The following is a 24221-nucleotide window of genomic DNA, read 5'->3' as shown; positions in this document are numbered from 1 at the left end:
GTTTATATTATATTGTGCTATTTAATATTAAATATTAAATAATTTATCTATCTGCCCCCTTTTAATTATTAACCCATTTTTCCAAACTATTATAAACCTTTTTACTTGTATCTTGGATTATCCTTTGTGAGGGTAAAGATGATAAAAACTGTTTTCCATAATTCTTGGAAATTATTCTTTGATCTAAAATAATTAATGCTCCCCAATCATTTTTATCTCTAATTAATCTCCCATATCCTTGTCTAAATTTTAATATTGCCTTAGGTAAGCTATAAACAAAGAAACCCATTTCCCCATTTTCTTTAAGTTTATCTAATCTTGCAGCAACAACAGGTCTTGTAGGTGGTACAAATGGTAATTTTACTATTATAACTGTTGTTAAAGCATCCCCTTTTACATCTATACCTTCCCAAAAACTATTAACACCTAATACTACTGTACTTATATTATCCTTTAGTTGTTTTATTACAGTAGTCCTACTTCCATCTATTCCCGGGGTTAAAATATTTTTATCCTTTAAATTACTATCCTTTTTTAAGGCATAATATATTTTATTTAACATTTTATTAGAAGTTAATAAAATTAATACTCCACCTTTAGCTACTTTTAAAATTGTCTTTATATTATTTATAATTTCTTTTGTATAATTATCCTCAGATGTTAAAGTAGGATCTGGAATGTCTGAGGGTATACATATAAGAGATTTATTTTTGTAGTTAAAAGGGGAATTAGCCGTAAATTGTAAAATATCATAACCTTTTAAACCTAAAGATTTAATAGTATAGTCAAAACTTCCTGCTACGCTTAATGTTGCAGAAGTTAAAACTATAGATTTTTTATCATTAAATAAATTTTTACTCAAGATACTTCCTATTTCTATTGGTGCTGTGAATATAATGAGATTTTGAAAATTATTACCTTTATTGCTTGCAATCCAATATACATAGTTTGGATTTTTACCTTCTAAAAATATGTTTAATGTTTCGATATTTTCAGAAATAATCTTAACTATAAAATCCATTTCCTTATTATAATCTTCAAGTTTTTCGATACTATCAAGATAAGAAATTACTTTCACTAATTTTACTTTTAATGAAGTTATAAAGTTTTTTAACTCATCTAACTGTTCTAAAAAGCAAATCCATTCCGGAGACATTCTTTCTTTTTGGGTAATTCTTGTTTCATCGAAATTACTTATTCTACTATTAAAAAATAATTCTTTAATCTCTAAAACTTTGGACTTTAGTATTTGTGTTTCGTCTTTAATTATTTGAATATTTTCTTTGACTAAATCAAAATTCCCTAAATTATCACTACTTGTTATTTGGAAGTTTATGCGATCTATAATGCCTATGTTTTTTCCTTTACATAGCTGATTACATAATTTAATAACCTTTAAAAGGTCTACTTTTGTTGCAAACTGTTCGGTTGCTTCTTCTTCAAGATTATGTGCTTCATCTATAATTGCATAATCATATTCAGGTAATAATTTATTATTAATCTTGGCATCTTGTAGTAATAAAGCATGATTGGTTATAATTATATTGCTCTTTTCTGAATGTCGTTTATTTTTCATATACAAGCATTCTTTGTAAAAAAAAGGGCATTTTCTAGCTAAACACGTTTCACTTTGCGAAGATATTTGATGCCAATACTCATTTTCATATTTTTTTAAATTAAGTTCTTCTTTATCTCCGTATTTTGTTTCACTAAGCCAATTATTAATTTGAATCAAAAAAATATTTTCTTTACTTTCGGTTTTTTTAAGAACTTTTATTTTTTCAAATCTTCTTTTGCATATATAGTTATTTCTTCCTTTTATAATCGCTACTGGTAACTTTACCTCAAAGCACTTTTCTAAAAAGGGAACTTCCTTTTTAAATAATTGCTCTTGTAAAGCAATTGTATGAGTTGCTATTATAACCTTTTTTTCTTTTTTTTGTGCCCAAATAAGGGCAGGGATTAAATAGGCCATTGATTTACCTATTCCTGTACCAGCTTCTATTATAGCATGTTTATTCTCTAAAAAAGCTTTATCTACTACTTTTAACATATTAACTTGTTCTACTCTATATTCATAATTATTATAACATGAACTTATTATACCACCAGGTTTTAAAGTTTCAGATCCTTCTTTAATATTTAAGGCAGTATTTGAATAGTTTTGTTCTTGTCCCTGGTGTATATTTTCATCATAACTAAATTTAGAAATAATTTTTGTTTGTACATTTTTTAAAATATATGTTAAACCATCATTTGTATTTTGCAATAATTCAATATTCTCCTGGATCAAAAACGGCGAATACTTAAACAATGTTTTAGCTAAATTCAGTAATATCTTTCCTGCCATTTCAGCATCATTAGCAGCTCTATGATATTTTTCTATTTTTAAGTTAAAGAACTGAGCAATATCAGCTAATTTATAATTAGGTATAGTTGGTAAAGCTATTTTAGCTAACTGGTAAGTATCTACCCATATTTTTTCAATTAACTTATCGGTTACTCTACTAATAAATCCAGAATCAAAAGATGCATTATGGGCTACTAAAAAATCTTGACCTATAAAATCAAGGACATCGTGTTCAATCATGGCCCACTTTGGTTTGTCTTTAAGCATCTCATTAGTTATACCTGTAAGTTCTTCTATCTCTTTAGAAATAGGTTTAGATGGTTTTAAAAGTGTTTGATATTTATCAGTAATTTCCCCATCTATAAACTTAACTAAGCCAATTTCTATGATTTCTGCTGATTCATCTAAACCCGTAGTTTCTAAATCTAAAGCTACAAAAGAAAAGTTTTTCAAAATTTCACCACCTCAAACTTAATCCTTAAATAGGATTAAATCTGCCAACTATTTAAATATACATTCTGTTCTTCTGTTAATTCATCTATTTCTACACCTAATGAGTTTAATTTAATAGTTGCCACCTTTTTATCAATTATTTCAGGAACATTATATACTTTGCCTGTAAGCGTAGTATCATTTAACATATATTCTAAAGATAGTGCTTGTAGTGCAAAGGTCATATCCATTATTTCAGCAGGATGTCCATCACCAGCAGCTAAATTAACTAATCGTCCTTCGGCTAATAAATAAATTCTTTTTCCTATCTTTTAGAATATATTCTTCTATATTAGGTTTAGCATTATTTGTTCTTTCTGCTAACTCACATAAATCAGGCTTAGAAATTTCAATATCAAAGTGACCTGCATTAGCTAAAATTGCTTTGTCTTTCATGCTGCTAAAATGCTCTGCACGTAACACATTCTTATTTCCTGTTACTGTTATGAAAAAGTCTCCTATCTCTGAAGCCTGCTCTACTGGCATTACTCTAAACCCATCCATGATTGCTTCAGTAGCTTTAATTGGGTCAATTTCACAAACTGTAACATTTGCCCCTAATCCTTTTGCTCTCATAGCTACACCTTTTCCACACCATCCATAACCAATAACTACTACGGATTTCCCTGCTACAACTAAATTTGTAGTTCTCATAATGCCATCCCATACAGATTGTCCGGTTCCATAACGATTATCAAATAAATATTTACTCATAGCATCGTTAACAGCAATCATCGGAACTTTAAGTACTCCTTCTTTTTCTAAAGATCTAAGTCTTACAATACCAGTAGTAGTTTCTTCACACCCACCAATAATATTTTCTAGATACTCGGGATATTTTTTATGAAATAAGGCTACCATATCCCCTCCATCATCTATTATTAAATTAGGTTTTGAATTTACTGCTAAATCAATATGAGCAAAGTACTCTTCATCAGTAGCACCATGCCACGCATAAGCAGTTATTCCACTATCAACTAATGCAGCTACAACATCATCTTGCGTTGATAAAGGATTACTAGCAGTTACAGTAACCTCTGCTCCTCCTGCTTGTACTACTTTTGCTAAATAAGCTGTTTTTGCTTCTAAATGAAGGCAGATTACTACTTTTTTACCTTGAAATGGTTTGTCTTTTTCAAATTGTTTCTCAATTAAATTTAATACTGGCATATGACTTTTAACCCAATTTATTTTTTTATGACCACTTGGCGCTAAATTAATATCTTTAATTTTACTCTTCATTAGGTACCTCCAAGAAATTAGTATTTAAATTATATTATAAAACAAATAATATTTTTTTGTTATCCTAAAAACACAGTTTATATTTCTTTAAACTAAAATATTAATTTTGACATTATTAAATTGTAAATGTATACTAATATAAGAAATTAGGCGCCCGTAGCTCAGTGGATAGAGCGTTGGCCTCCGGAGCCAAAAGCGTAGGTTCGATTCCTATCGGGCGTACCACACAATACAACTCCACTTTTAAAGTGGAGTTTTTTATATGTCGAAATTGATTTGTCTTAAAGCTTCATAAATAATGACTGCTACTGAATTTGCTAAATTTAACGACCTTGCCTTTTCATTTTCAAGCATAGGTATCTTTATACAATTATTTGGGTATCTCTTTAAAACATCCACCGGCAAACCTTTAGTTTCTTTACCAAAAATAAAATAATCATTTTTATTATAATTTTTAGTAGTATAGTTTTTACTTCCTTTTGTCGTAGCTAAATAAAAGTTTCCATTCTCATTTTCCTTGAAAAAATGATCTAGATTTTCATATACCTTTACGTTTAGCATATCCCAGTAATCAAGGCCTGCTCTTTTTAGTGATTTATCATCGATAAAAAAACCCAAAGGTTTGATTAAATGCAAATTGCATCCAGTAACAGCACATGTTCTAGCAATATTTCCTGTGTTTGAAGGTATTTCGGGTTCAACTAAAACAATATTAAACAAACTAGTTCTCTCCTTAATAAGCTTTTTCAAGATTTTATTCTGCCGATATTAAATAATAATAAAGTGGCTGACCTCCAAAATGCAGTTCAAAATCAATATGATCATATTTAACTGAAAGATAGCCTAATAATTTTTCTGCCTGTTCTTTAGATACTTCTTCCCCGTAATAGATAGTTATTAATTCTTCTTCATCTTCAATTAATTGATTAATGATATTTTCTACTACATCATCGAGGTTTTCACTTAAATACGTAATTTTACCTTCTTTAATACCCATGATCTGGTCTTTTTTAATTTGCAAATCTCCTTGTATAGCATCCCTAATTGCATAAGTGACTTCACCAGTTTTAATATAACAAATTGCTTCATGCATTTTTTTGATATTTTCAGCAAAATCAGTCTCACCATTAAATGCCATTAAAGCTGCTATACCTTGGGGTATGCTTTTTGTGGATACTACTTTTGAAGGTTTTTTGCTTAATTTTACAGCTTGTTCAGCAGCTAAAACAATATTTTTATTATTAGGTAAAATTATTATTTCCTCTGCATTTACCTGATTAATAGCATCTAAAATGTCTTCTGTACTAGGATTCATCGTTTGCCCACCAGTAATAATATAATTTACCCCTAGACTTTTAAAAATATTATCTATTCCTTCGCCTACACTTACAGTTATAATCCCAATTTTCAGTAGTGGAATATCAACCTTTTTATGTTCGGCCTGTTCACTCATATTATCAATTTTTATATTAGTAAGAGCTCCTAAGCCTAAAGCATAATCTAAAACTTTACCTGGATTGTTAGTGTGCACATGTATCTTGATTAAGTTTCCTTGCTCCACTAAAACTACACTATCCCCTACGCTTACAAGAAATTCTTTGGTTTCATTATAATTAAAATCAGTTTTAATTTCCTTAATAATAAATTCAGTACAATATGGAAATTCTAAATTTTCTTTGTGATTTATAGTTTCAGAATAATTATTATCTTCTGTTAAAAAACCTTTTATAGTATCTTTTGTATCTATTTCTTCTCCCCTTAAACCAAATAGCATTCCTTCAATTGCAGTTAATAGTCCTTGTCCCCCAGCATCAACAACTCCAGCTTGTTTTAGTACTGGTAACATATCAGGTGTTTTCGCTAAAGTATTATACCCTGCTTTTAAAAATACATTTAGGGCTTCCTCTATTGTTAAGTTTTCATTAACTATAGTACTAAGCATATTACTTGCTTCTCTTGCTACAGTTAAAATAGTCCCTTCAATAGGTTTTACTACAGCCTTATAGGCATCTTTTACACCTGTAGAAAATGCTTCAGCTAAGATTTGTGCATTCATCAGGGACTGACCTTTTAAAGCTTTTGCAAAACCACTTAAAAGCTGTGATAAAATAACTCCTGAATTGCCTCTAGCACCCATTAAAGCTCCATATGCAACTGCTTCTGCCACTTCATCTAATTTAGCATCACTCGGGAGTTTTTTAACGGCTTTAGCAGCAGATAATAGGGTTAAAGACATATTCGTTCCCGTATCACCATCTGGTACTGGAAATACATTTAAATCATCGATATTTGATTTTTCTTTTTCTAATTTCTTGGCACCAGTAATTATCATAGTACCGAGGATACAACCATCAATGTTTATGTTAGTCACCCCTAGTGCCTCCTTCTTATATGCTTTATCTAATTATACTGTTTTTATTCACAATAAGTCAAAAACAACTGAAAATCATCTTCCATTATATTCTATATATAAAATTGCTTTTTTATAATAAATTTTAATATTAGTCAAATAATATTAGTGAGGTGACATAATGATTCAAATAGATGATGCCGGTAGCGGTAGTCTTATTGGTGGAACTGGTATAGGCATATATAACACTGAAACTAAAGAATATTATTTTGACATAATACCTTTAGAATACTACCAAACAAAACTTTTTGAAACTAAGGAATATCAAAATTATGTTATTCAAATTGTTGATAAAGCTTTTGATAAATTAAATGTTACAAAAAAGGAATCCATAGAAATATGTCCAGGCTACATATTTGATAATCTCAAAGAACACTTAACCCTTAAAGGTTACCCATGGAAAAACTCTAAGATTGAAGGTGACCTTCAAGATAAGGTAGAAGAATCTTTTGAGCAGTATGTTATTTCGCTAGGACTTCCATCAAATTTTGTTAAACATGCCAGGTTTGCTTTTGGTTTCCACCGACTTCTCAAATGGGTTTTTGCTGATTTTGAAAACCGTAAATTACTTTGTAAAACAGAGTGGAAAAGTTGGAATAAATGGTCAGATGTTGATAGAAGTATTTATAAAAACACTTTAAAGTATAAAGATTATTGCTTAAAATGTGGTAAAAAAATAGATATATCCACAAATGTAATTACTATGGAATATCAAACCTTAAAACCTTCAACAATTAATTTACATCCTGAATGCTTTACAGGGGAATTAAACGAAATTCCACCTATTTTTTTAAAAAGGTTTAAAACTACCTTTTACCCTGCTAATAAACTAGACTTTATAAATAATATTCCAAAATCAGTATACCTTAAAAAAATACATAATAATGTATTTGTCATTAACTATCAAGGTAATTTGATTGGATATCTTAAAAAGGATTTAGAACAAAAGTTAATATTTTGGTTAAATAAAGGTTTCGAGTGGGAATGTAATTTAAACACTTTAAATCAGGACTCCTATCTGCTATTAGCTAAAGTTAAGTTAACTAATTAAAAAGGCAGGGCATTAAATATAATCCTTGCCTTTTTGGGTACAATTTTTGCAGTAACCATAAAATTTTAATTGATGATCAACAACTTTGAATCCGTGCTTTTGTGCAATTACATTAGCTAAACTTTCTAAAACTTCATTTTCAAACTCTATTACTTCATCACAACCCAAACATATTAAGTGATGATGCTCTTCTTCATTACTAAATTCATACCTAAATTTACCATCATCAAAATTCATTTTTTTTAAGATTTCTAAATCAGCTAATAACTCTAAAGTTCTATATACGGTCGCTAAACCAATATCTGGGTTTATTTTTTTGACTTCTAAAAAAACATCTTCTGCGCTTAAATGTTTTTCAGGATGTTTTAGAAAAAAGTCTATTATTATCTTTCTCTGTGGCGTCATTTTATAATCCTTAGCCTTTAATTCTTTTTGTATATCATCAATGTGTTTCATATATTCACCTAATTATATTATTATTTTTTCCAAAATACTGGACTAAATAATACAAGCACAGTATATAATTCTAGTCTACCAAGTAACATTAAAAAAGAAAATAAAAACTTTGCAGCTGCTGGGGCATGCAAAAAGTTTTGAGTTGGTCCAAACTTATTTAAACCAGGTCCTGTATTTCCAAGTGTTGCAATGACAGATGACATAGAATCAATTAATTCGTAACCGAAACTTGAGATAATTACAGTTGAAATAATAAATATAAACATGTAAATAAAGAAAAACTGTAGAATTTTAATTAAAACTTCATCAGGAACAATTTTTTCTTGTATTTTAAGAGGTGATATAAGTCTAGGATGTATAGCTCTTTTTAGTTCAAGATGAGTATGCTTTAATAAAACTAAGATTCTCCATACCTTTATACCGCCTGAGGTAGAACCTGCACAACCACCAATAAACAGTAAGGTGAAAATAATACTCTTTGATAACCCCGGCCATTGATCAAAATCAGCTGATACAAACCCTGTTGTAGTAATAATAGATACAACTTGTAAACTTGCATCATCAAGTATCTTAAAGGGATTTCCATAATTATGGATAAATAAATCTCCAAAAATAATTATGATAGCACCTAAAATTATTGTTAAATACAATCTGAATTCTTCACTTTTCCAAAATATTTTATAGTCATTATTATGTAAAGCTAAATAATAAAGGGTAAAATTAGTACCTGCTAAAAACATAAAAAGAGTACTTATAAAGTGGATAGCATAACTATCATAGAAACCAATACTTGTGTTATGATTTGAAAATCCTCCTGTAGCTACAGTCGAAAAAGCATGACACATAGCATCGAAAAAACTCATTCCAAAAATCCATAATAACAAGAAATTAGCTCCAGTTAAAGCGACATAAATATACCAGAGCATTTTTGCCGATTCACTTATTCGAGGTTTTAATTTTTCCTTAACAGGTCCTGGGGCTTCTGCTTTAAACATTTGCATTCCACTAGTGCCTATAGAAGATAATAAAGCAACAAATAGTACAACGATACCCATGCCGCCTAGCCAATGTGTTAAACTACGCCAAACTAATATACCATGGGGTAAAATTTCAATGTTGGAAATTACTGTAGCCCCTGTAGTTGTAAAACCAGACATTGTTTCAAAAATTGCATCTGCAAAATTATCAAAGGTTCCCGATAAAAGATAAGGTAGTGAACCAAAAATAGTTGCAAAGATCCAGGCTAATGAAACAACTGCAAATCCTTCTTTGTACCTAAAAACATCTTGAGTCTTAAAAACCTTATATAAAGTAAAACCCACAATTAAAGCAGTAGTAGAGGAAATCAAAAAGGCATAAATATCGTGACTACCATAATAAATTGCCCAGGCTAGAGGTAAAAGCATGCTTAAACCGATAATTATAACAATTATGCCTAAAGTAGAAAAAACTAACCTTAACTTCATCTTATTCCCTCACTTAAAAATTATACTTTTGAAAAAATGCCTCTACCTTTGTTACTGCCCTAGGCAACGTAAAAATAATCACCCTATCTTTAGGTAGTAAATAATCGCTACCTTTTGGGATTATTTCTTCCCCATCTCTTACAATAGCTCCGATTATTGCTTCTCGAGGAAAAGGTAGTTCTTGTAAAGTCTTATTTGCTATTTTGGACTTTTCTTGAATGTTTAATTCAATCATTTCTGCTTTTGCTCCTCCAAGAAAAGAAACAGAAACAATATCTCCCCTTCTAATAAACCTTAAAATAGCAGCTGCAGTTAATAATCTAGGACTTACTGCTATATCAATTCCTACGCTTTCAATTAAAGGTAAATAATCAGAACGCCTTATTTGAGCTATTGTTTTTTTAACACCTAGATGTTTTGCTATTAAACACACGAGTAAATTTAACTTATCATCATCAGTTAGAGAAACAAATAAATCAACTTGTCCTGCTCCTTCTTCTTCTAAAAGGTCTAAATCTGTACCATCACCATGTAAAACCATAGACGTATTTAAATCTCTAGCTAGTTCTTTGCAACGCACATGATCCTTTTCAACTATTTTAACACCTATTTTTTCTTTTCTAAACTTTTCGCTAAATAATAGGCTATGCGACTTCCACCTAAAATCATAACGCTTTTTATTTTACTTCTTTTTTTACCGATAGCCTTTTCAATATGAATCATGTCTTTAGTTTTTGCTAAAACAAAAATTATATCTTTTTCTAAAATTTTATCATTTCCTCGTGGAATAATCATTTTCCCTTTTCTAGAAATTCCAATTATTACACATCTATATACAAAATCTATATTTTTTAAAGCTTTTCCTACGACTGGTGATTTTTTATCTATAACTAACTCTAAAAATTGAAGTTTACCTTCTGCAAAGTACTCAACATCAATTGCTTCAGGCACCTCTATTAATTGCATTATTTCAAGTGCAGTTACCTTTTCAGGATTAATTATAAGATCTATCCCTAATGTTAAACTATTAGTTAATTTATTACCTTCAGCATATTCTGGATTTCTAACTCTAGAGATGGTTTTAGGAACTCCATATTGCTTGGCTAACATACACGCAATCATATTTAATTCATCACTTTGAGTAACCGAAACTAATAAATCCGTCTCAAATATTTCAGCTTCTAAAAGAACAGCTGTACTTGACCCAGATCCATTAATAACCTTTACATCTAAGTTCTCCTGGACAATTTTATATCGTTCTTCATCCTTTTCAATCACGATAATATCATGATTTTCTAAAGATAATATTTCTGCTATATTATAGCCGACTTTTCCAGCTCCAATAATAACCACACGCACTTTCATCATCCTCCAGCTTACAACTTAAAAATATGATTATAATCCTAACACTTTAAATATTAAGAGTCAATTTAACTTTTTTTCGGCAATGGTAATACTAATTTATTGCTAATCATCTCTTCGATCAGTAATATTGTGTTAAAAAAACAATTTTACGCAAAGAGACTGTTACTATTAAGTAACAGCCTTTTTAAGAACTTTTATAATATTCCTAATTTATTCATTTCTAAAGAAATTAAATCTTTATGTTCGTCACTAGCATCTTCTAAAGGTAAACGTAAACTACCTACATTTTTACCCATTAAATTAACTGCAGCCTTTACAGGTATCGGGTTAGTAGTTATAAACATAGCTTTAAATAATGGAAAGAGCTTTACATGTAGCTCCTGAGCTTTCTGTACATTACCACCTTTAAAACTAGCAATCATTTCTTTAATCTGTGTACCTGCAACATGACTTGCAACACTAACTACTCCATGACCCCCTAGAGCTATTAAAGGTAAGGTTAAAGAATCATCTCCACTATAAATTAAAAAATCAGATGACACTAATCTTTTAATTTCACTTGCTTGATCCATACTACCTGATGCTTCTTTTATAGCAACTATGTTTTGCATCTTTGCTAAAGATGCAATTAATTCTGGAGACATATTAACTGATGATCTGCCTGGTACATTATAAAGGAGAATAGGTAATTTAGTCTTATTTGCAATAGCTTCAAAGTGTTTATATAAAGCGCTTTGTGGAGGTTTATTATAATAAGGTGCTACTAACATTACTCCATCAACCCCCGCTTTTTCAGCAGCCTCTGTTAATAAAATACTATCTCTTGTACTATTACTTCCTGTACCTGCAATTACTTGCCCCTTATTACCTACAGCTTTCTTAACTGCCTCAAATAGCTTAACTTTTTCTTCAAAGGATAATGTTGGAGATTCACCTGTTGTACCTGCAACAACAACTCCATCACTACCATTTTCGATTAAACTTACAGCAAGTTCACTTGCTTTAGTATAATCTACTTCTAAGTTTTCATCAAAAGGCGTTATCATTGCTGTTAAAACTGAACCAAATACCAACATCCCCACCCCCTAACTTAATTTAAATTTATTATGCAATGCTATTACAGCATTTTCCATATCTTTGCCATGAACCAAACACCAAATTGTTGTATGAGAATCAGCGGTTTGCAATATTTCGATATCTTCATTTGTCAGGGAATCCACTATACTTGCCATAACCCCAGGAACACCAGCCATATTTGCACCGATTGAAGAAATTTTAGCACATCCTACTAAGGCATTTACCTTTATACCTAAATTCTCTATTAACTTAATAGCATTCTTAGTTTGATTCTCTTGTACAGTAAATATAATTCTATCTGGATTTATATTAATGAAATCTACACTTATTCTATTACTTGCTAAAGTATTAAATAAAGATAGTTGAGTGTTTTTATCCCTATCTTGATTATCGATAGAAATTTTAAGTTGTGTTACATTAGCTACATGAGCTATTCCTGTAATTATTCTATCTCCAAAGATCTCAACAGTATTAGACCTTTTTCCTAAATTATTAACCAATGTACCTGGATTATCTGAAAAGGTGCATTTAATCCTTAAAGGAATATCTTTTTGCATGGCTATTTGCACAGCTCTTGGATGAATAACTCTTGCTCCTTCATGGGCTAAATTGCAAATTTCAGTATAAGTAATCACATCCAATGTTTTTGCATCTTTGACAATTCGGGGATCTGCTGTTTTAATTCCATCAACATCAGTATAGATATCAACGAATTCGGCATCCACAGCTACTCCTAACGCTGCAGCGGTAGTATCACTACCGCCTCTACCTAAAGTTGTCATTTCGCCATCTTCTGTAACACCCTGAAATCCAGTTACAATAACTATTTTATTATCATTTAGATAATTATAAATTTTTTCTGGTTTAACCTTTAAAATTTTAGCATTATTAAAACTATCATCAGTAATAATCCCTGCCTGAGCTCCATTTAATACTATCGCTTCATGACCTTTAGTTTTTAAGACTTCCGATAATAGCACCGCAGAAATAACTTCCCCACAACTTAAGAGAAGATCAAGTTCTCTAGGGTTAACTTCTTCACTACTATTATTTCTTACAAAACTCATTAAAGTATCTGTAGCATAAGGATCTCCTTTTCGTCCCATTGCAGAGACAACAACTATCACACCATATCCTTCTTGTTTAGCTGAAGTTATCTTTTTAGCAACTAAATCTCTATTTTCTTTAGTAGAAACAGAAGTTCCCCCAAATTTTTGGACGATTAATTTCATTAATCACACCCCATCACACGAGATTATTTTTTAATAATTCTTCAGCGATCTGAACAGTGTTAGTAGCTGCTCCTTTACGTATTTGATCTCCTGCTATCCATAAATTAAGTCCATTTTTAATATATAAATCTTTACGAATTCTACCAACATAAATATCATCAGTATCTGAAGTATCAGCAGGCATAGGATAAGAATTTTCCTGTGGTTCATCTTTAACTACTATTCCTTTGCTACTGCTTAATAGTTCTTTTACCTTTTCTACAGGTATATTTTCTTCAGTTTCAATATATACTGATTCAGAGTGACTACGAAAAACTGGTACGCGTACAGTAGTCGCAGTAATCGCCATCTCTTTATCATCGAAAATCTTATGAGTTTCATATACCATTTTCATTTCTTCTTTTGTATAATTTTCCTCTACCCAAGAATCAATATGTGGAATTAAGTTAAAAGCAATCTGATGAGCAAATTTATCAGGTTTAATAGGACTTCCATCTAAAACCTGCTTGCTTTGAATACTAAGTTCGTCTATTCCTTCTCTACCTGCACCAGAAACTGCCTGATATGTTGAAACAATAACTCTATTAATCTTACTAAAGCGATAAATTGGATTTAAAGCTACTGCCATAATAATCGTTGAGCAATTAGGACTTGCAATTAAACCTTTATGATCCTTTAGAGCTTCTGGGTTAACTTCAGGCACTACTAAAGGAACATCTGGTTCTAATCTAAAGGTACTGCTATTATCTATTACTATAACACCTTTTGATTGAGCTATTCTTCCATAAGCTCTACTAGCCGGACCCCCTGCAAATAAAGCAATATCTACATCGTCAAATGATTTTTCAGTTGTTTCTTCTACTTCATAAACTTCACCATTATAAGTTATCTTTTGACCAGCTGATCTTTTACTAGCTAATAATTTTAAACTCTTATAAGGAAAATTTCTTTCAGTCATAACCTTTAATATTTCTTGGCCTACTGCTCCAGTTGCTCCAACTATAGCTATATTTACTTTTTTCACTTATAACTCCTCCTTAATTTTATATAACAGAAAGAAAATTATAAACTAATTATCAATAATTGGTTGTAATTGTTTTCCTTCTATTGCAGCTACTATAGAATCGACTACTTTATCCATATTAGCTACAAGTGAATTTGGCTTATCATGTGGATCATCTTGCCTAAATGGTACAAAATAAATATTTTTAGTGTTTAAAAGAACACCAAGATTTTTTGCTGAATTAGCTAAACCATCATTAGTTGAAATAGCAATTACAACTGGTTTCAAATTACGAAGACCTGCTTTTGCTGCCATTACTACTGAACTATCTGTTATTCCATTTGCTAATTTACCAAGAGTATTTCCAGTACATGGGGCAATAATTATGCAATCTAGATAGTTCTTTGGTCCAATTGGTTCAGCTTCTGATATAGTTGATATGATTGAATTTCCGGATGAATTTTGATACTGTTCATACCAATATTCTTTAGTTCCAAATCTAGTACTTGTTGTTAATACTGATTCAGAAAAAATAACAAATACTTCAGCACCTTCGGCTTTTAATTTTTCTATTTGAGGTAAGGTTTCACTAAGAGTACAATGTGATCCAGTTACTGCAAATCCAATTTTTTTACCTTTTAGCTTCATTATTTATCCCTCCCACCTTATTTATTTCGGGACGGGAGGTTTCACTTTGGATTAGTTTAGGTATCACTTTAGAAAGAATCAATCCAGCAGTTTTAGGTGCGACTTTTCCAGGTAAACCTAGAGCTAACGTCGCCTTTATACCTAATTCCTCTGCTACCTTAAAATCTGTACCCCCAGGATTAGAAGCGATATCTACTATTAGACAGTCTTGGTTAACAACTGATAATCTATCTTTATCAAGGATAAAAACAGGTATAGTGTTAAAAATAAACTCTGCGCTTGCTATTACCTCATTCATATCATCATACTCTGCTGGAGTATAACCCATTTCAATAATTCTAGCTATATCCCTTTTTTTCCTTGCTAATACAGTTGTTTTAGCTCCTAGAGCATCTAAAGTTCTAGCTAAAGTTTTGCCACAATTACCAAAACCTATCACTACAGCGTTGCTACCATGAATAGTGATAGGAGACTCCTCCATCGCCACTTGTATAGCACCTTCAGCAGTAGGAATAGAATTTAAAATTGCAATTTCCTCTATTTTAGCTGTTTCTACAACCTTTAAATTATATTTATGTGCTAGATTTTTTAGAAATTCATTTGCTATTCCAATAAAAATTGGAATATGGCTTGGGATATCCATTAGATTTTTTTCTGTGATTTGTATTTTATTTATGGAAAAGTTTGCTTTTACAAAACCTTCGCTATTCATTCCTGTCATGGGTAAAATGATAGCGCCTACATCCTTTATTGCTTCCTTTACATCATCAAACAATCTGAGGTTAGATGTTTGCACCATTTTATCAAACCCAACTGCATTAACTTGTAGGTTTTTTTTCACCAAATCTTCTAATAAATATAATTCTCTTTCATCGCCACCTATAAGGGCTATCTTTCTTCCTGCTAAAGCACCACCCATTCCAAAACCTCCCTTTGCTTTTGCTAAGATAATATATGTGGGAAAGTCAAAATGGGTGCATGCAGGTTTTTATTCTAAAATATTTTCTAATCCATAAACCAAACCTTGCCATGTTCTAACTTTTTTAACTGCTAACATAACACCAGGTATAAAAGACTCCCTTGAGATCGAATCATGTCTTAATGTTAAAGTTTGTCCAAGCCCTCCAAAGATTACTTCTTGATGAGCTACATATCCTGGTAATCTTACACTATGAATCCTTATCCCTTCATAGTCACCACCTCTGGAACCTTCAATTTTTTCGAATTCATCCTCTGCCCCTTGAGTAAAAGGCCTTCTTACTTTTGCTATCTGCTCTAGTGTTTTTATAGCTGTTCCAGATGGTGCATCTAGTTTTTGGTTATGATGGAGCTCTATTATTTCAACATGTGGAAAATATTTTGCTGCATCTTGAGCATATTTCATCATTAATACTGCACCAATTGCAAAATTAGGTGCTAAGAAAACACCTGAACTATTATTCATTGCTAATTGATTAATTTTATTAATATCATCTTCATTTAAACCAGTTGTACCAATAACTACGCTTATTTTCTTTTCTATAATCTCAGATATATTTTTCATTAAAGCTTTTGCATTTGTAAAATCGATAATTACATCTATCTTTTTTTCGTTTAACATTTTAGTAAGGTCTGTATCAATTGTAACATCAATATTTGAAATACCTATTAATGCACCTAAATTCATTCCTTCATTTATAACATCAAAAGCGGCTACTAATTCTAGCTCAGGGTCATTAACTACGCCTGTACTGATAAATCTTCCCATTTTACCACAAGCACCCATTACCGCTACTTTAATTATGCTCACGATTTTTCCCCCTTTTGTCCCGTGAATACAAGTATATTAAGGCTTAAAAGAATAATAAAAAAACCAAAGGGAAAAAACCCTTTGGCTATTAGCCAACAAGATTCCCCATCATATCCATTACTGAGATAGCACTCCATCTAAGGTCGGGTAACTATAGATGACAGTCCTGTACCTCTTAAGTACAGACCCAGCCTAATAATTTAGGAATCTATTAGACTTCGGCAAAAATTCCTTTTTTACTAGTTCACAGGTATCCTAATACCTCCCTAGTAATACTTTTAATTTTTGCACCTCTACCTCATCTACTCGAGATGAGGTTATTATTAAATTGGTGTCAGTATAACATACATAAATATATTATTCAAGTTTCTTACATAGAGTAATCTCTAGAACTTGAATGACTCCGATCAAGTTCTACTATGATAACCTCTCGCCCAATTTTTTTTACTGATTGCCAAGGAATTGTCAAGTTTGATTTATCTAGCCACATACTAAAAATATTTTCTCTATTAGGAACAATAATTGAGTCTATTTCCCCGCTTTCTGTATGTATAATTAAATCTGATTCGCCAATTGTTCCAAGTCTAGCCCCATCAAAGATATTTACAATTTGTTTGCCTACTAATTCACTTAATTTCATATAAACCTCCAGTAATTATTTATTTTTTAAGATTAAAAGGTTATAAACAATTGGTTGTAATATTGCTAATAAAAGTGAGCATAAAGCTAATGGATCCATATTAATATTTAGTATTTTTACTTTAGTTGGAATATCAATAGCTAAAAAAGAAATAAACATTATTAAAGATAAATAGATTCCTCCGGCTATACCAATTAGTTGTTTAAGTGCTTCAGCTAAAGGGCTACTTATGGGCTCTGGGAGGTTTTTTCTTTTCATATTTAGTCTAGTCTTTACTTTAAGGGCAATAAATAACAATATTAAAAAAATAACAAATATAATAATTTTGTACATGTCTCCACCTCCCTAAATACTATGAAAAATTGCATGGTTTTATGCTAGGATGTCATATAAAATATAAACAAAAAAAGGTGTGAGATAAATTAATCTCACACCTTTTTACCATTTAACTTTTTATTCTGTTAACAACTTCAAAAAACAACCACAAGGGTGTAGGGGTGTTTATTAAATCTTTGTCTTTCCATAATTTCGAATTTGCTATTATACCACTTTTTGCTAGTTCATCAATAGCATCTTCTCCTGTTTTTTGCTGCCAAGGCTTTTCAATTTCTTGTCTTTCAAATGGAATATTAAGAAAGTTTAATACACCTTTTGCAATAGCACTTCCTGCTTTATTTTTAAAATCTGTATCCATTAATAACTGAGCTTCTTTTGGATTTGAATGAAAAGCTACTTCCGTTAACACTGCAGGCATATCAGTTAAACGTAATACGGCAAAATTTCCTTCTTTTACTCCCCTATCTTTTAAACCTAAATCAGTTACTAAATTTTTTTGAATTTCTTTAGCTAACTTTTCTCCTTGTCCACCCATTTGTAAACAATAAGTTTCTGTACCTTCAGACAAAGGACTTGCTGCATTTGTATGAATAGAAATATAATAATCGCACTTTTGCTCATTGGCAAAGTTTGCCCTTGCCCTTAAGTCGCGCCAGCTAGTATTTTCCCAAGGTAAATTTGTATCTTGTTTTCTTGTATATATTACTTCTACATATTGTTCCAGAATTTTTCCTGCAGCCAGGGCAATATCTAGTACCCCATCAGCTTCCACATAACCAAAAGGCCCTGTATTCCATCTATCTTTACCTCCATGACCAGGATCTAAACATATTTTCAAATGGATTCCTCCTTTAGTTGAAGATATTTTTTTCGATCATTTATATAAAATATGTTAATATCATGAAAATGTTCCTGTTCATATCGGTGTTTTAGTAATTTCTAAGTTGAGTAAATCCTATTATTTACATAAAGAAACGCAGATAAATTTTAATTTTCTAAAAATTATCTGCGTTTCTTCTTGTCTATAGATTTTAAAAGTTCATAATAATATCTTACATAAAGTATTTTTCTAGTATTATTCCACCTACACTAGCGCCAATCAGAATAAATACCCAATACATCCAACCATGTACAGACATAGAAGCAACCCCACTAAATAAAGCTCCTATATTACAACCAAAAGAAATCCTGGCTCCATACCCCATCAAAAGACCACCAATTATTCCTGGAATGAGTTGGTGGAATGAAACAATTTTTTTAACTCTAAACCTAGATGCCAGTAAAGTTGCTAATAGAGCACCTAAAATTATACCTACATTCGATAAAGAATGTAAATCATTAAAGAAGCCTCCATTTAGAGCATCAATTTTCTTTTGAAAGAAATACCATTTTTCCGGATGACCGCCAAAGGCTTGCATTATCCAAGCTCCCCAATAAGTAAACGATGTTGTTACTCCCCATGGTTTACCAGTAAATGCTAACATACTAACATTAATAAGACCTAGTAAGATAGCTGCGTTTGTAAAGGACCATGATTTTTTAAAAACTTTTTTGTAATATGTATTTTCTTGAATATTCAAACAAATCACCTCCTACTTCGACAAAATTATCCAAAATATTATCTTCACGTAAATTTTCTTATAATCCTCTTGAATTTTTATTACCATACCAATTTGCAACTAAATAAGCTAGTAATAACATACCAAATTGAAGTAGTAATGCTGGGATCCAACCAAAAACATCTGGTAAGAATATTCCCTTTTCTGGCATGAAAGTACTTTCCCACCAGTCATAATTTCTAACTCCTAATAAAGACCCAACTATAAAGAAGATTAATACAACTATTGACGTTAAAAATCCATCTCCTATTTTAGTTAGAGAACCTGAAGCACAACCACCAGCTAAAACCATCCCTATTCCAAAGACAAAACCTCCAATAGCAACATGGAATCCAACAGGGGATACTTTACCTGGTAAAGGTAATCCTTGTGAAACTGCACTATACTGTAGGTAAGCAAAACCTACTGTGGCTACGGCAATTGCAATTATAACAGCCTTAAGTAAAACTGTACTACCAATCATAGCAGGATCTCTTAAAGCAGCAGTAAAACCAAAATTTGCTCTTTGTAAAACAAAACCAGCGAAAATACCTAAACCCCATATAATAATATGTTTTGATGAGTAATTAGTTAGGTAAACTCCTGCTCCTATCATAAAGGCAAAAAGGATTATCCCATAAGTAAATTGACTTGTTTTTTTCTTTTGGGCTACAGTTGCTTTAGGTTTTACGGTTTCTTTAACATCTTGTCCTTTTTCATTTATTATTCTTGTTTCTGCCATTTTTTCACCTCCTACTCGTTTAAATTATTTTTCTAATTTATATATTTGATTATCCTCATATTGCAATTATATAACGTTTTTAGCTCATTGACACATTAGTGTATTTAATTCAGAAAATTATCTACTATTTATTATAGTTATTAAGTTATAGTTTATAATTACTATAAGGTATTGCTGTTATTTGTATTGATTTAAATTTGTTTACAGTTACTCTTTTAACACTCGCCATATAATAGACAAAAAAACACGTCTAAGTTATATTAAATAACTTAGACGTGTACTCTACCAACTTAAGCGACATCACGAATTAAGCTTAACAGCACACCACAGCTTAATCAGGAATGTGAGGTTAACCTAAATATCTTATTTTAAATTTGCTAAATTAAAACTTTCATGTAACAATTGTACCGATTTATCAGCCTGATCTGCATCAACTATACACGATACTTTTATTTCTGAAGTACTTATCATTTTTAGGTTTACGTTATTATCTGCTAGTATCTTAAACATTTTTGCAGCTACGCCTGGAGATGTAATCATACCTGCCCCAACAATAGATACTTTTGCTACATCATCAGCATAAACTACTTCTGAAATCTTTATATCATCTTTGATTCTATTTATAATTTCTAAAGCTTTATTCAAGTCATCTTTAGGTATGGTAAATGCAATATCATTTAAATCATTACGCATAGCACTTTGAACAATCATATCTACATTTATATGCTCATTAGCTAAAAAATTAAAAATCTTGCTTGCTATCCCTGGTATATCTGGAACATCAAATAATCCAATTTTTGCAACGTTTAAATCTCTAGTAACTCCCGTAACTACTATTTCTTTTTCTAATAATGTGGTATTCACTACTTTTGTACCCTCCTCATTTGAAAAACTTGAACGCACTGATAATGGTACATTATATAATTTTGCTAATTCTACTGAACGAGGATGTAGGACACCAGCACCTAAACTAGCTAGTTCTAACATTTCGTCATAAGTTATTTCGTTTAGTTTTACAGCTTCTTTTACTATTCTAGGATCAGTTGTATAAACACCGTCTACATCAGTATAAATTTCACATAAATCTGCATTTAAGGAGGTAGCTAAGGCAACGGCAGTTGTATCAGATCCACCTCTTCCTAAAGTAGTGATTTCATTTTCGATAGTTCTTCCTTGAAAACCAGCAACTATAACTACTTTATTTTCATCTAGCGCACATGTTATTTTATCTGTTACAATTTTATTTATCCTAGCTTTACAATGGATATTATCAGTGATGATACCAACTTGAGACCCTGTAAAAGAAATAACAGGTATATTAATAGCATCTAAGGCCATTGCAAGTAATGCTATAGAAACCTGCTCACCAGTAGATAGGAGCATGTCCATTTCACGTGATGATGGATGTGAATTAATTTCATTTGCCATCTCAAGTAATATATCTGTAGAATCTCCCATTGCAGATACTACTACAACAATTTTATTATTATCTGAGTAAAATTTAGATATTTTTTGTGCGATATTTTGAATTTTACTAACATCAGCTACAGAACTTCCTCCGAATTTTTGTACAATAAGTGCCATTTACACTATTACCTCCACCTAAATCTATTCCACTACTCCCTGCTCAATAGGGTTTAAATGCACTAGATTCGAATCAATATTATAATTTTTGAAAACCTCTTGTAGTTTTTTAACTTTATCTTGATCACCGTCTTTATGAAAAACGATAACTGTAGGTCCTGCTCCGCTAATACTAACACCTAATAAGTTTAACTCTTTGGCTAATTTGAAGATATCATCTAAACCAGGAATTAATTTACTTCTATAAGGTTGATGTAATTTATCTTCGATAGCTATATTTAGCATCTCATAATTTTCACTGTGAAGTGCATCTACCAATAAACCCATTCTGCCAACATTAAAGATAGCATCTTGTAATGAAATCATTTTAGGTAATACTGACCTTGCTTTTTTAGTCGATAAATGAAAATCAGGTATTAAAACTGAACATTTTAACATAACCCCTGGTGAAATTTTTCGATAAAAAACTTGATCACCATTTGAACCAGAAAGAACTATGCCCCCAAATAAAGCAGGGGCAACATTATCAGGATGACCTTCAATTTTTACCGCTAGTTTTAATAATTCTTCTTTAGTTAGTGGTTCGCCTAATATCTTATTAGCAACTAAAACTCCACCTACTACTGCTGCTGCACTACTACCTAAACCTCTTGATAAAGGAATATTATTAATTAATTTTAGATGTATTCCCATAACTGGCTTATTTAGATATTCAAACACTGATTTATAAGCTTTAAATAGTAAATTATTATGATCAGTAGGTAGTTCAGTACTACCTTCCTTTTCAACTATTATTTCAAGCATTCCTTCATTCAACTCATGAAATTCAACAAAATTATATAAATCTAAAGCCATCCCTATACAGTCAAACCCTGGACCTAAATTAGCACTTGTGGCTGGAATCTTTAAAATCATATTTGCCCCCATATAAATTAAATATCTTCAACTCTTATTACAGATGAAACTTCTGAAACAATAGGTAATTCTGAAATAAGTTTTAAGGCTTCCATTAATTGTTTTTCTTTAACTACGTGAGTAATAATTACTATTTCTGCTTCATTTTTTTCATTAATTTGTTTTTGAATAACCGATGCTAAGCTAACTTTTTGATTTCCAAGTACACTTGAAATACTAGCAAAAACTCCAGATTCGTCTTGTACTTGTAATCTGATATAGTATCTTGTTTTAATTTCATCTTTTGGCATAATAGAAATTTTATCATAGCATGTACAATTTATTCTATTTGTACAATTGTTGACAATATTACGAGCAACATCAATAATATCTCCCACTACTGCACTAGCAGTTGGTAATTCACCTGCCCCCGGACCATAAAACATTGCTTCTCCTATTGCATCACCTTTTACAAATACAGCGTTAAAAGAATCATTAACAGCAGCAAGAGGTTGATTATTTGGAATAAGTGTTGGATGTACACGAACTTCTATTCCATCTTCTGTGTTTTTACCGATTGCGATAAGTTTAATTACATAACCAAGTTCTTTAGCATATTCAATATCTTTTGAAGAAATCTTAGTTATACCTTCTACAAAAACATCCTTAAAAGTTACTCTTGAATGAAATGCTAAAGAAGATAAAATTGCAAGTTTTCTAGCAGCATCATAACCTTCTACATCTGCTGTTGGATCGGCTTCTGCGTATCCTAATTCTTGTGCCTCTTTTAAAACATCGCCAAATTCAACGTCTTCATTAGTCATTTTCGTTAAGATGAAATTTGTTGTACCGTTTATAATCCCAAAAATTTCGGTTAAGTCATTACCTACTAAACATTGTTTTAAAGGTCTAATTATTGGTATTCCACCACCAACACTTGCTTCAAAGGCTAAATCTACATTTTGACTCTCTGCTTCAGCAAAAAACTCTTGGCCATATTCGGCCATTAAATCTTTATTAGCCGTAACAACATGTTTGCCTTTTTGTAATGCTTCAACTATGTAACCTTTCGCAGGCTCCATGCCACCCATCAATTCTACTATTATTTGAATTTCCGGATCATTAATAATCTCCTGCCAATCATCAGTTAACATTGATTTATCTACTGGTCTTTCCTTATCTTTATTTTTAACCAGTATTTTTTTTATTTCTATATTAGTTCCTGATTTTAATAATAGCTTTTCTTTTTGCTTTTCTAATAATTTATATACCCCAGTTCCAACTGTTCCTAATCCTAATAAACCTACTTTAATGATTTTACTCATTTTTTCCCTCCTAGCTTTGTCCAACAATTTCAACTTTTTTAATGCCTGATATATTATTTAGCGCATCAATTAGCTCTTCGATATTTATATCCATACCTGCTGTTTCAATTGAAATAGATACATAAGCAACATCTTGTAATGGTATTCCTTGATTAATGGTTAATACACTTCCTTTAGTTTCTGCTATTACATTTAAACAAGTAGATAAAACGCCAGAAGTGTGATTCATAATAACCATTATTGTAACTATTCTTTCCTTACTTGCTTCGTAAAAAGGAAAAACTCCATCCCTGTATTTATAAAATGCACTTCTACTTAAACCAACCATCAAAACAGCTTCATTTACAGTTTCCGCTTTTTTTTGGGCGAGAACTTCTTTAACCTTTGCTGTTTTAATTATTGCTTCCGGTAAAATTTCTTTACTGACGATATAAAATTTTTTTTTTCTGTTATAAACATTTGCACCACCTCTGTCCATCCATTGCGGATTAATTTCCTTATAGGGTAGACATTATCATATG

Annotated in this window: 23 protein-coding genes, 1 tRNA gene, 1 pseudogene and 1 riboswitch; of the genes and pseudogenes, 2 read left to right on the top strand and 23 right to left on the bottom strand. The window is 31.1% G+C overall.

All coding sequences use genetic code 11. From position 1 onward, the window contains the following. Positions 1 to 61: 61 nt before the first annotated feature. Both B8965_RS10000 and B8965_RS09995 read right to left on the bottom strand, forming a co-directional pair. A complete protein-coding gene (locus B8965_RS10000) occupies positions 62 to 2803 on the bottom strand; it encodes a helicase C-terminal domain-containing protein (protein ID WP_159446327.1) in 2742 nt (913 codons plus the stop codon). A gap of 35 nt (positions 2804 to 2838) precedes the next feature. Next, positions 2839 to 4084 (bottom strand): annotated as a pseudogene (locus tag B8965_RS09995) (adenosylhomocysteinase). Between the two features lie 150 nt (positions 4085 to 4234). On the opposite strand from B8965_RS09995, the gene B8965_RS09990 reads away from it, so the two are divergent. Beyond that, positions 4235 to 4309, top strand: a tRNA-Arg gene (locus B8965_RS09990). A 33-nt stretch (positions 4310 to 4342) separates the two neighbouring features. Here B8965_RS09990 and trmL read toward each other — a convergent pair. Both trmL and B8965_RS09980 read right to left on the bottom strand, forming a co-directional pair. Then, positions 4343 to 4804, bottom strand: a complete 462-nt coding sequence (trmL, locus tag B8965_RS09985) for a tRNA (uridine(34)/cytosine(34)/5-carboxymethylaminomethyluridine(34)-2'-O)-methyltransferase TrmL (protein ID WP_084054051.1) — start codon at positions 4802 to 4804, stop codon at positions 4343 to 4345. Positions 4805 to 4838: 34 nt separating this feature from the next. Further along, a complete protein-coding gene (locus B8965_RS09980) occupies positions 4839 to 6455 on the bottom strand; it encodes a DAK2 domain-containing protein (protein WP_084054050.1) in 1617 nt (538 codons plus the stop codon). A 160-nt stretch (positions 6456 to 6615) separates the two neighbouring features. Between B8965_RS09980 and B8965_RS12640 the strand changes: the two genes are divergently transcribed. Beyond that, positions 6616 to 7545, top strand: a complete 930-nt coding sequence (locus B8965_RS12640) for a hypothetical protein (RefSeq protein ID WP_084054049.1) — start codon at positions 6616 to 6618, stop codon at positions 7543 to 7545. A gap of 12 nt (positions 7546 to 7557) precedes the next feature. On the opposite strand, the gene B8965_RS09970 is transcribed toward B8965_RS12640, so the two are convergent. The 19 genes from B8965_RS09970 to B8965_RS09885 all read right to left on the bottom strand — a co-directional run bounded on the left by B8965_RS09970 (position 7558) and on the right by B8965_RS09885 (position 24178). Next, positions 7558 to 8001: a Fur family transcriptional regulator gene (locus B8965_RS09970; RefSeq protein WP_084054048.1), complete on the bottom strand. Its 444-nt coding sequence runs from the start codon at positions 7999 to 8001 to the stop codon at positions 7558 to 7560. A 20-nt stretch (positions 8002 to 8021) separates the two neighbouring features. Next, positions 8022 to 9467, bottom strand: a complete 1446-nt coding sequence (locus B8965_RS09965; protein WP_084054047.1) for a TrkH family potassium uptake protein — start codon at positions 9465 to 9467, stop codon at positions 8022 to 8024. A 13-nt stretch (positions 9468 to 9480) separates the two neighbouring features. Beyond that, entirely contained in the window at positions 9481 to 10047 is a 567-nt protein-coding gene (locus tag B8965_RS12815) for an NAD-binding protein (RefSeq protein ID WP_242941978.1), read from the bottom strand. A gap of 26 nt (positions 10048 to 10073) precedes the next feature. After that, a complete protein-coding gene (locus B8965_RS12810; protein WP_242941977.1) occupies positions 10074 to 10835 on the bottom strand; it encodes an NAD-binding protein in 762 nt (253 codons plus the stop codon). Between the two features lie 191 nt (positions 10836 to 11026). Next, positions 11027 to 11908 carry a 4-hydroxy-tetrahydrodipicolinate synthase gene (gene dapA, locus B8965_RS09955; RefSeq protein ID WP_084054046.1) on the bottom strand — a complete coding sequence of 294 codons (882 nt, stop codon included), beginning with the start codon at positions 11906 to 11908 and terminating at the stop codon, positions 11027 to 11029. A 9-nt stretch (positions 11909 to 11917) separates the two neighbouring features. Beyond that, a complete protein-coding gene (gene dapG, locus B8965_RS09950) occupies positions 11918 to 13141 on the bottom strand; it encodes an aspartate kinase (protein ID WP_084054045.1) in 1224 nt (407 codons plus the stop codon). Between the two features lie 13 nt (positions 13142 to 13154). Further along, positions 13155 to 14165, bottom strand: coding sequence for an aspartate-semialdehyde dehydrogenase (locus B8965_RS09945; protein WP_084054044.1), 1011 nt, complete (start codon positions 14163 to 14165; stop codon positions 13155 to 13157). Positions 14166 to 14210: 45 nt separating this feature from the next. Then, positions 14211 to 14792 carry a dipicolinate synthase subunit B gene (locus tag B8965_RS09940; protein ID WP_084054043.1) on the bottom strand — a complete coding sequence of 194 codons (582 nt, stop codon included), beginning with the start codon at positions 14790 to 14792 and terminating at the stop codon, positions 14211 to 14213. Continuing rightward, positions 14776 to 15711 carry a dipicolinate synthase subunit DpsA gene (gene dpsA / locus B8965_RS09935; protein ID WP_084054042.1) on the bottom strand — a complete coding sequence of 312 codons (936 nt, stop codon included), beginning with the start codon at positions 15709 to 15711 and terminating at the stop codon, positions 14776 to 14778. Before dpsA ends, B8965_RS09940 begins: the two co-directional genes overlap by 17 nt. A 69-nt stretch (positions 15712 to 15780) precedes the next feature. Then, positions 15781 to 16581, bottom strand: coding sequence for a 4-hydroxy-tetrahydrodipicolinate reductase (dapB, locus tag B8965_RS09930; protein WP_200805910.1), 801 nt, complete (start codon positions 16579 to 16581; stop codon positions 15781 to 15783). Positions 16582 to 16699: 118 nt separating this feature from the next. Next, positions 16700 to 16885, bottom strand: a riboswitch (Lysine riboswitch). 66 nt (positions 16886 to 16951) lie between these two features. Beyond that, complete coding sequence (locus tag B8965_RS09925; RefSeq protein WP_084054041.1) at positions 16952 to 17221, bottom strand: YlmC/YmxH family sporulation protein; 270 nt, start codon at positions 17219 to 17221, stop codon at positions 16952 to 16954. A 15-nt stretch (positions 17222 to 17236) separates the two neighbouring features. Next, positions 17237 to 17554, bottom strand: a complete 318-nt coding sequence (locus B8965_RS09920) for a hypothetical protein (RefSeq protein WP_084054040.1) — start codon at positions 17552 to 17554, stop codon at positions 17237 to 17239. A 112-nt stretch (positions 17555 to 17666) separates the two neighbouring features. Next, complete coding sequence (locus B8965_RS09915) at positions 17667 to 18395, bottom strand: N-acetylmuramoyl-L-alanine amidase family protein (RefSeq protein WP_159446326.1); 729 nt, start codon at positions 18393 to 18395, stop codon at positions 17667 to 17669. 214 nt (positions 18396 to 18609) lie between these two features. After that, a complete protein-coding gene (locus B8965_RS12980) occupies positions 18610 to 19137 on the bottom strand; it encodes a YeeE/YedE thiosulfate transporter family protein (protein WP_084054038.1) in 528 nt (175 codons plus the stop codon). Between the two features lie 58 nt (positions 19138 to 19195). Continuing rightward, positions 19196 to 19897: a YeeE/YedE thiosulfate transporter family protein gene (locus B8965_RS12975; protein WP_084054037.1), complete on the bottom strand. Its 702-nt coding sequence runs from the start codon at positions 19895 to 19897 to the stop codon at positions 19196 to 19198. 363 nt (positions 19898 to 20260) lie between these two features. Beyond that, complete coding sequence (locus tag B8965_RS09900; RefSeq protein WP_084054036.1) at positions 20261 to 21481, bottom strand: aspartate kinase; 1221 nt, start codon at positions 21479 to 21481, stop codon at positions 20261 to 20263. A gap of 24 nt (positions 21482 to 21505) precedes the next feature. Next, positions 21506 to 22396, bottom strand: a complete 891-nt coding sequence (thrB, locus tag B8965_RS09895) for a homoserine kinase (RefSeq protein ID WP_084054035.1) — start codon at positions 22394 to 22396, stop codon at positions 21506 to 21508. A gap of 17 nt (positions 22397 to 22413) precedes the next feature. Beyond that, positions 22414 to 23700 (bottom strand): homoserine dehydrogenase, encoded by a 1287-nt coding sequence (locus tag B8965_RS09890; RefSeq protein WP_084054034.1) that lies wholly within the window; start codon positions 23698 to 23700, stop codon positions 22414 to 22416. Between the two features lie 10 nt (positions 23701 to 23710). Further along, positions 23711 to 24178, bottom strand: a complete 468-nt coding sequence (locus B8965_RS09885; protein WP_084054033.1) for an ACT domain-containing protein — start codon at positions 24176 to 24178, stop codon at positions 23711 to 23713. Positions 24179 to 24221 lie beyond the last annotated feature (43 nt).

Source organism: Desulfonispora thiosulfatigenes DSM 11270, assembly GCF_900176035.1.
GTDB lineage: Bacteria > Bacillota > Peptococcia > Peptococcales > Desulfonisporaceae > Desulfonispora > Desulfonispora thiosulfatigenes.
This window is presented reverse-complemented; position numbering and strand designations above follow the sequence as displayed.